Annotated in this window: 7 protein-coding genes and 1 pseudogene; 6 read left to right on the forward strand and 2 right to left on the reverse strand. The window is 68.1% G+C overall.

Annotated elements, in window-relative coordinates; translation table 11 throughout:
• Nucleotides 1–183: hypothetical protein (locus tag HY703_07825; GenBank protein ID MBI4545086.1), on the reverse strand; the 183-nt coding region annotated here is incomplete at its 3' end.
• Between the two features lie 419 nt (nucleotides 184–602).
• Here HY703_07825 and HY703_07830 point away from each other — a divergent pair.
• The 4 genes from HY703_07830 to HY703_07845 all read left to right on the forward strand — a co-directional run bounded on the left by HY703_07830 (nucleotide 603) and on the right by HY703_07845 (nucleotide 4,239).
• Nucleotides 603–1,190, forward strand: coding sequence for a nitroreductase (locus HY703_07830; protein ID MBI4545087.1), 588 nt, complete (start codon nucleotides 603–605; stop codon nucleotides 1,188–1,190).
• Between the two features lie 14 nt (nucleotides 1,191–1,204).
• Entirely contained in the window at nucleotides 1,205–1,384 is a 180-nt protein-coding gene (locus HY703_07835) for a hypothetical protein (GenBank protein ID MBI4545088.1), read from the forward strand.
• Between the two features lie 42 nt (nucleotides 1,385–1,426).
• Entirely contained in the window at nucleotides 1,427–2,428 is a 1,002-nt protein-coding gene (locus HY703_07840) for an FAD binding domain-containing protein (GenBank protein ID MBI4545089.1), read from the forward strand.
• A gap of 146 nt (nucleotides 2,429–2,574) precedes the next feature.
• On the forward strand, nucleotides 2,575–4,239 hold the full coding sequence (locus HY703_07845) for a hypothetical protein (GenBank protein ID MBI4545090.1): 1,665 nt from the start codon (nucleotides 2,575–2,577) through the stop codon (nucleotides 4,237–4,239).
• 93 nt (nucleotides 4,240–4,332) lie between these two features.
• Here HY703_07845 and HY703_07850 read toward each other — a convergent pair whose 3' ends face one another.
• Nucleotides 4,333–5,226, reverse strand: coding sequence for a substrate-binding domain-containing protein (locus tag HY703_07850; GenBank protein MBI4545091.1), 894 nt, complete (start codon nucleotides 5,224–5,226; stop codon nucleotides 4,333–4,335).
• A gap of 178 nt (nucleotides 5,227–5,404) precedes the next feature.
• Between HY703_07850 and nrfD (HY703_07855) the strand changes: the two are divergent.
• Both nrfD (HY703_07855) and nrfD (HY703_07860) read left to right on the forward strand, forming a co-directional pair.
• Nucleotides 5,405–5,752: pseudogene (gene nrfD, locus HY703_07855) on the forward strand (polysulfide reductase NrfD).
• 97 nt (nucleotides 5,753–5,849) lie between these two features.
• Nucleotides 5,850–6,347, forward strand: coding sequence for a polysulfide reductase NrfD (gene nrfD, locus HY703_07860; GenBank protein MBI4545092.1), 498 nt, complete (start codon nucleotides 5,850–5,852; stop codon nucleotides 6,345–6,347).
• Nucleotides 6,348–8,175 lie beyond the last annotated feature (1,828 nt).

The following is an 8,175-nucleotide window of genomic DNA, read 5'->3' on the forward strand; positions in this document are numbered from 1 at the left end:
CACAATTCCGGCGGGGGCGGAGTCGTAGAGCCAGGCGCCGATGTAGAGCGCGTCGGCGTCGTAGAGGACGCGCACCTCCGTGGGCTGGCTGGCCGGCCGGCCCTCGTAGGGCTCGCGCTGGAGGAAGCCGCCGATCGGCGGAGCTGCAGCCCAGACGGCGTCGTCGAGACGGCCGTCAATCACCGGAGGAGCGGCTGCCAGCGCGGCTTTGGCCAGCCGCGTCCCGCCATTGGGGCTCTGGGCCAGCGCCGGGCAGGCGAGCAGGCCGATTCCGAACCATGCCAGGGTGCAGATGCAGAAGGGCGCCTTCAGGCGCGGCGCCTGGCACCCGCATGCGCTGCGGGCAGGGCCCCGTCTGGCAGGCCCGAGATCACAAGACCGATGCACGCGTGCACTCACGCCTGACCCCAGGGAGATCAACCAGCGTTGCGGGTGCGGACAGCCGGTTGCAGAGTGATGACCCGGCCAGGTGGTCGAGTTCGTAAGTACGGTCATACCGAATGCGATCGTACTTGCGAATTCGACCACTACGCTACGCGCGGCGGCGGCGGCGGGCAAGAACAGCGTCTATCCGCAGGGGGTGCGCGACCCTATTATTTTGCATGGGGAAGGTTCACGCGGGGGAACGAGTGGACGTCTTCGAGGCCATGGGCGGCCGGCGCTCGATCAAGCGCTTCACCCCCCGGCCGGTCAGCCGGGAGGAGATCGAGCGAGCCCTCGAGCGCGCAGTGCAGGCGCCCAACCACCGCATGACGGAGCCCTGGGGCTTCCTGGTCCTGGGGGCGGCAGTGAAGCGGCGCTACGCGGAAGTGCTGGGGCGGCGCAAGGGCAGGAAGGTGGAGGACCCGGCGGCGGCCGCAGCCGTGCGAGAGAAGACGCTCGAGGATGTGATGGCGGTGCCGGCCGTCGTCGCCGTGACCACCCGGCTCGACCCCGATCCCGAGATCCGGGAGGAAGACTACGCCGCCACCTTCATGGCCATCCAGAACATCCTCCTCTCCGCGGCCGCGCTGGGCCTGGGCACCCACCTGCGCACGGGCGCGGTCTTGCAGGATCCCGAGCTGCGCCAGGCGCTCGGCGTGGCGGCGGACCGCCGCGTGGTGGCCTTGATCTACCTGGGCGAGCCAGCCGAAGTCCCGCTGGCCAAACAGCGCACGCCGGCCGTCGAGAAGACGGCCTGGCTGCCATAGCTGAGGAGGCAGTCATGCGGCAGGGATTGTTCGCGATTCTCGGCCTCGTCGCGCTGGCGCTGCTCACTATTGTGGGCGCGCTGGTCTCGGAATGGCGGCAGAAGGGGTGGAAATCTGCGCTGCTCACGCTGGGCGTCATGGCCGCTACACTCCTCGCCTTCACCGGCTTCGTGCGCCTCGTGATTGCGCGCTGAGGCAGCAGGCGGAGACCCGGGGGACGCGCAGAGGATAAGGGGATGCTCAGGCTTCACGAGTATGCCTACCACCGGCCCGCTTCACTGGCCGAGGCGGTGTCCCTGCTCGCCGAACACGGGTCCGCCGCACTGCCCATCGGCGGGGGCACGGACCTGGTGCCCAACATGAAGCACCGGCTGTTCACCCCCCGTCACCTGGTGGCCCTCAAGCAGCTCCCGGAGCTGCACGGGATGGAGGTGCGGGGCGGTGAGCTCTGGATCGGCGCCGCGGAGACGCTTTCGGCCGTGTCGCGCCACCCGCTGGTGCAGCGGCACTTCCCCGCGCTGGCCCGGGCGGCCGGGACGGTGGCGGGGCCGCAGCTCCGCAGCATGGGCACGCTGGGCGGCAACCTCTGCCTGGACACGCGCTGCACGTACTACAACCAGACGCACTTCTGGCGGCAGGCGCTGGGCTTCTGCCTGAAGAAGGAGGGCGACGTCTGCCACGTCACGCGCACGGGCAGGAAATGCGTGGCCGCGCATTCCGCCGACACGCCGCCCGTGCTCATGACCCTGGGCGCGGCCGCCGATCTGGTCTCGACGGGTGGGCAGCGCAGCATGCCGGTCAGCGAGTTCTTCCTTGCCGACGGTGTTTGGAACAGCATGCGTCGGCCGGACGAGGTCGTGACGCGCATCCGCGTCCCGCTGCCGCCGCCCGGACTGCGTACTTCCTTCCAGAAGCTGCGGCAGCGCAACTCGATTGACTTCCCGCTGCTGACGGTGGCCGTGGCCGCAGGGCGGGGGGAAGACAACGTGGTGCAGGCGCTACGCATCGTCGTTTCCGCGCTGGGCGCGCGGCCGCGCTTCATTACCGGGCTCGAGAAAATCGCGCTGGGCCGCCCGCTCACCGCTGAAGTGGCGGAAGCGGCAGCGGAGCGCGCTTTCCAGCAATGCCATCCTCTGACCAACATCATCGTGGACCCGGAGTGGCGCCGGGCCATGGTCCGCGTCTATGTACGGCGGGCGTTGGACGAGGTGCGCCGCGAGTTGCCGTCCGCCGCGTAGTAGTCGAGTTCGCAAGTACGGTCACGCACCGGGGGCGCCGAGCCGCCCCGCTGGCAAGGCGCGCGACTGAGGCGTAGCCTGGTGGCCGGCCTATTGCGGCGCTTGGCCGCCCCGGGCCCCAGGCCGGCCGAGCAGGGGAGGAGGGAATGGGCAGGAGGCGAATCGAACTCGTGTGGCTGGGCGTGGTGGCCGCGACGCTGGGCGCGGCCGCTTGCTCGGCGGACGTGTCCGCGCCTCCCGCCGACTTCTGCGGCAGCGAAGTACTGCAGCTCGAGGTCGGCCAGGTGGCCGATTTCCTCGACGACGCGGGTAGGCTCTGCGTGAGGCTCGCGGCCGCGGGCGAAGGCGCGGCCTACCTGCTCGTGCCGCAGGATGCCCGACGCGTCGAGGGCCCGCCTGTCCCCTTCCGCCTGGTGGGCAGCGCCGAGACACCCACGCCGCTCACAAGCAGGCTGCCCGCCCGCCGGGCCGGCGCGCTTCTCGGCCAGGAGGACCTCGGGCCAGCCGCGGCTGAGTGGGAGGCGCGGCTGCGGCAGCGCGAGGCGAAGCTGTTGAGGCAGCGCGAGCAGGAGCTGGGGCGAATCCGGCCCAGCTCCGTGGCTGCGCCGGCCGCATCGCCGGGGCCGCCCCCCAAGGTAGGCGACGAGCGCGAGTTCCTGGTGCTGACCCGCGAAGACACGGTGACGCGGGTGCGCGCCGTGGTGCGCGCCGTGAGCGAACATGCCGTGGTATACCAGGACGTGCAGGCGGGGAGCGACGGCTTCACGGACGCCGAGATCGCCCTGCTGGCTAGCATCTTCGACGATCCGGTCTACACTGCCGACGTGGCCGCATTCGGCAACCCCTCGGATCTGGATGGCAACGCGCGCATCATCATTCTGCTCACCCCGGCGGTGAACCTGCTGACCAGGCCCGAGGAGAAGGGGTTTATCATCGGCTTTGTCCGGCTGTGCGACCTGCTGAGCTCCACCTTCTGCCCGGAAACCAATCGCGGCGAGATCATGTACCTGCTGGTGCCGGATCCGGATGGCCAATACGGGAAGCGGCACGAGAGCGCAGATCTGCTGCAGCGCGCACTGCCCCCCGCCCTCGCCCACGAGCTGCAGCACCTGATCTCGTTCAATTACCGGCCCCTGCCCTGGGGCGGATTGGCAGCAGACGAGCTCTGGCTCTCTGAGGCCCTGGCCCATGCGGCGGAAGAGCTGGTGGGCCAGGTGGTGGAGGCGCGGGGCGACAGCGTCGCCGCCGCCCGCTTCCGTGCCCAGAACTACCGGCGCGCGCAACTCTTCCTGGAGAACCCCGCGCAGTCCAGCCTGATCTCCCCTGAAGGCGTCGGCACCCTCGAGCAGCGCGGCGCCGCCTGGCTCTTCGTCGAGTACCTGGCCGGCCGCTTCAACCGGAGCGTGCTGGCGAGCCTGACCCGCTATACCGGCAGCGGCGTCGATAACGTGGTCACGCAGACGCACACGCCGTGGAACAGCCTGGTCAACGACTGGGCCGTGGCGCTCTACGCGGACGACGCGCCCGAGCTGCGGGGATCGGGGCTGGGTGGCAGGTACACCTTTGCTGCCATGGATCTGCGCCGTATCATGGCGCCGCTCTCTCCGGGAGGCGTATACCCGCTCCGCCCCGAGATCCAGGGATTCAGCGATTTCAGCGCCCCGGGCGCCTTTGCCGCTACCTCAGCCTGGTACTTCCGCCTCGAGCAGGGCGAGGCCCGAACCACGCTGCGCGTCAGGCTCACTGCCGAAACTGGTTCGGGGTTCCCGCGTAGTGCCCGGCCGCAGCTCGCCGTGCTGCGGCTCCGCTGAGCGCGGGCCCGGCCGCCGCCCGCCGTGCTGCGGCTCCACTGAATCCGGGCCCGGCCGCAGCCCACGCCTACATGTCACAACTACTGTGCTATATCACCAGGGCCTGGGCCTCGCCGGCGGGAGCTGCGAGGGCTGGGCGTTGGGCACAAACAGCGGCTGCCCGAAGCGCGCGACGCCGTAGCGCCCGATCAGCGCCTGCCCTTCCCTGCCCGTGATCCAGGCGGCAAAGGCGCGGGCGCCAGCCAGGTTGCGAGCGCCCGAGACCGGAATAACGCCGTAGGGATTGAACAGGCGCGGGTCGCCTTCCAGCAGCACCTCGAGCAGCAGCGCGTGCTGCAGGGCCAGGTACGTCGCCCGGTCCGTCAGCGTATAAGCCTGCTTCTCGCTGGCAATGCTCAGGACCTCGCCCATCCCCTGACCGGCGTCGCGGTACCACGCCCCCACCGGCTCGAGGCGCGCTGCCTGCCAGAGTTGCCGCTCCTTCTGGTGCGTGCCGCTGGCATCGCCGCGAGAAATGAAGGGCGCGCTCGCGGCCGCAATGCGACGCAGTGCAGCAGCAGCGTCCGCGGCGCCGCGCACCCCGGCAGGATCGGCGGGCGGCCCCACCACCACGAAGTCGTTGTACATGACCTGCCGCCGCTCGAGGCCATACCCCTGGGCGACGAAGGCCGACTCGGCCGCCGGCGCGTGCACCAGCAGGACATCCGCGTCCTGGCGCTTCCCCAGCTCCAGCGCCTGGCCGCTGCCCACGGCAATGACCTTGACGTCGTACTGGGGGTGTGCGCGCTCGAATGCGGGGATCAGCTCGTCGAACAGCCCGGAATCCTCGGTAGAGGTAGTCGAGGCCAGGATAAGCGGCCGCGCCCGCTCGCTCCGGGACGGCGCCTGCGCCCCGGCCGCGTCGCCGGCCGGCGCCAATGCCAGGATGCACAACGCGGCCCGCAGGACGCCTCCGGGCGGGCGCGGTCTGGGCTGGGATCCATTCATTTGCCTGCCTCCTCGCCAAACCGTCCTCCCACCACGGCCAACCGCGGACCCGGTATCCCGCCAATGGAAAATACCGCGTCTACTTCGGCGAGGCCGCCAGCCCGACGTCGGTGTACCACCTGCGCAGCGCACTCTCGCCCTGAGAGTGCTGCGGCTGGCTCCCTAAAGGAGCGGCACCATGCCCAACGTCTTCGTCTCGCCGCCCGGCTACAGTTGGGAGATCCTGGTCTACTTCTTCTTCGGCGGGCTGGCCGGCGGCGCCTACTTGGTGGTCGGCCTGCTGCGGCTGGTGGGCCGGCCGGCGGACCGGCCGCTCACCCGCGTGGGCTGCTACCTGGTCTTTCCGCTCATCAATGTCGCTGCCGTCCTGCTGATCAAGGACCTGGGCCAGCCGGTGCGCTTCTGGCACATGCTCTTCCAGTCCGAGCAGTTCCCCAGGCTGATGCTCAAGTGGTGCTCCCCCATCTCGGTGGGCGCCTGGATCGTGGCGCTCTCGGGCGTCTTCCCGTTGCTCTCCTTTGTGCACGCTGGCGTTGAGGGTGGGATCTGGAAGCTGGACAGGGTGCGCCCACTCACCGCCGCGCTGCACGACCCGGAGCGCGCCCCCGGGGAAGGCGTTCCTCGTGCTGGCCTGCGCCTGGGGACTGCTGCTCGGCAGCTACACCGGCGTGCTGCTGAACGTGACCAACGCGCCCTCCTGGTCGCACGACCCGTTCCTGCCGGTCATGTTCCTGGCCGGCTCCGTGGCCACCGGCGCCGCCGCCGTCTTCCTGATCGCGCAGCTCGCCGGGCGCGGCGATGCGCCGGGGCGCGCCCGCGTGCTGGCGACCGGCACGCTCGCACTCGGCATCGAGGTGCTGGCCGTGGCTGGCGCCGTGCTGGCCGGGATCGGGAGCGGCGCCTCCCCCTTCTTCACCGGCTGGTGGGCCGCACTCTTCTGGCTCTTGGTGCTGCCCGTCGGGCTGCTCGCGCCGCTCTGGGTCCTGTGGATGGCCCAGTTTCGTGGGCGTCACGTGATCCGCAACGCACCCGTCGTGGGCGCGGGACTGCTTCTCCTGGGGGTTTTGCTGCTGCGGATGATCGAGGTGTTCGGCGGGCAGGCGTACTTCAGGCCGTACTAGGTGATGGGGCGATTGGCAGCCGGAGTACAACTCAGAACGAGCCTACCATCTCGACCGTGATCCCTGCCTGGGAACCTAAGACTGGGAACCTAAGATATCTTGCACGTCCTCGGGCATTGCGCGTATGTTCTTCCTGCTCGAGCCAATGAAGTGAAGGGGTTTGGGCTAAGCTCGGCCCACGAGGCCGCATCGGCACCGTCTCCGGCAAGGCGGCCGAATCGCTTGAACGTGGGTGTGCACGCGAACTTCGGGATGGCCGAGCTCGCTTTCATTCCATGCGTCGCCGCGTCACGAAGCGTTTTAGCGCGAATTCCAGCGATCTGGCCGCCATGCGGGGCCTTTCGCATTACCCCGAGCCTCTGCAACTTATCCGACCACATCGCGCAATCCCTGCCGCTCAGGCCAGATGCGAACGTCGCGTTACTCCAAGAGTGTCCGCGAAAAGCGAATACACCAGTTAAGCGTTAGCCGCCAGCGTTCTACCGCTCATGTACGGAGCAACAGCACACGCGGTCTTTACCTCGTCCTTTCTGCTGCTCGTTGGTGTCTCGCCATTACGAGCTCAGGAGGTTCAAGGTGGAGTCGCCGGCGTTGTGGGCCTCGCTGGGATAGGTCTCGAAGTTGATCTGGCACTGCGCCGGGCCGGCGCGTACGGTCGTGTTCAAGTTTCCCTAGACACCGGAACGCGTTTGGCTGGCGCCCGAGTGTATCTCGTGGGCCAAAGAAGTGCCGGCTTCTACATCTCAGGCGCCTGGGCGCAGCTCCGTTGCAACCGGGTTCGCGTCGGTGGCGTCGCAAGTGACTGCGATGGAGCATGGCACACCGCCTGGGCTGCACTAGGCGGCGCTGAAGTGGGCTCCCCCGGGTCGCAATGGTCCGTTTATGTTGATGCCGGACCTTTCCTGAGTGCTCGCGGCGTTCCTGGATTGCGCGATTGGACGTTTGTATTTGGCGCCCGATTCCGTGGCCCCAAAGAATGAACGAACCACGAACAAGCGGCTAACATCGCGTTCACGCTGTCGCCGCTGCGCGGCTCCGGCCCTTCGGGACACCGATCCTCAGCGGCGCTTCGCGCCGCCTCCGGTCGGCGTCGTGAACGCTGGAACGTTTTCCGAAAGCGTCCTACCGAGGCGCGGCTGCCTGTGCCGAGGCTCCTGAGAAATTGGGTAAAAATGGCCAAGCTGTGGTGGCATCAGATCGACGTCGCAGAACCCGAGCGATCGTATAGCGCTCTGCTCGGCGTCGTACAGCTCCAGAGCATTCTGCTCCTTCCGACCTTCATTTATTACGGCGTACGGATTGAAAACCAACTCAAGCGATCACCCGGGGTGGTCGGATATCGCGTGCGAGCAGAGTTCGCTCAGATGAGATTCCTACACCTGTCTGTCTGGACGGATCACGCGGCAATCCGCTCGTTCATTCACGAGCGACCGCATGAGCGCGCGATGAAGACACTTTACGGTCGGTTAGGCCGGACAGAATTTCGATATTGGGAAATCAGCGGGTCCGAGGTCCCGCTAAGCTTTGAAAGCGAGTTGGAGCGTCTCAAGTGATCTCTCGACCAGTACAGAGTAGCCAATCGGCTGCGGGGAGTGGTACGGACGCCTTCGGATAACATCGCGCTGCCGCGTCGCCCGCTGCGCGGCTCCGCCTTCGGAAGCGCGGCGCACTGATAAAGAGATACATTGATAACGAGCGCCGCGCTTCGGCAGCGCTGGTACGTTAGAGTGCGCCGTGAAAGGTGGCGCGTTCTTGCAGGTGAAAGTCCTGCCGAGGCAGTTGGGCGGTTCAGCCTCGTAGCTACGGGTGGGCGGTCTCTGGGTAACTG

Source organism: Gemmatimonadota bacterium, from assembly GCA_016209965.1.
GTDB lineage: Bacteria > Gemmatimonadota > Gemmatimonadetes > Longimicrobiales > RSA9 > JACQVE01.